This is a genomic window from Marinobacter sp. UBA2498, assembly GCF_002341575.1.
Lineage (GTDB): Bacteria > Pseudomonadota > Gammaproteobacteria > Pseudomonadales > Oleiphilaceae > Marinobacter > Marinobacter manganoxydans.
Window position 1 is genome coordinate 1,277 of record NZ_DDOI01000069.1, and the last position, 443, is coordinate 1,719.

Annotated in this window: 1 protein-coding gene; it reads left to right on the forward strand. The window is 57.6% G+C overall.

Annotation, left to right across the window (positions count from 1 at the left end):
* The coding region (locus B2W52_RS09935; RefSeq protein ID WP_286802817.1) for an ABC transporter permease subunit at positions 1–443 on the forward strand (443 nt) is incomplete at both ends.

Below are 443 nucleotides of genomic sequence, written 5' to 3' on the forward strand. Positions count from 1 at the left end.
GTCGTCGGGATTCGGATATGGGCGAAAAAACGCCAGTTGGCGACCGGACAGATCTTCCCGACCTTCAAGGTCGGCGTGGCAATTCTGGTGCTGGTACCGATAATCTCTTATCTCGTGGCCGGTCGGCCTCTTGAGTGGGATTTGCCAGCGCTCAGGGGCTTCAACTTTGGCGGGGGAATTACCATCATTCCGGAGTTGGCGGCTCTGTGGATTGCACTGTCGCTGTACACCGCCAGCTTCATCGCTGAAATCGTGCGCTCCGGTATTCTGTCGGTCAGCAAGGGACAAACCGAGGCCTCCAAGGCTTTGGGGCTGCCCAATGGTCTTACCCTCAGGTTGGTGGTGATACCGCAGGCCATGCGGGTCATCATTCCGCCGCTCACCAGTCAGTATCTGAATCTGGTGAAAAACTCCTCCCTGGCAACGGCCATCGGTTACCCGGA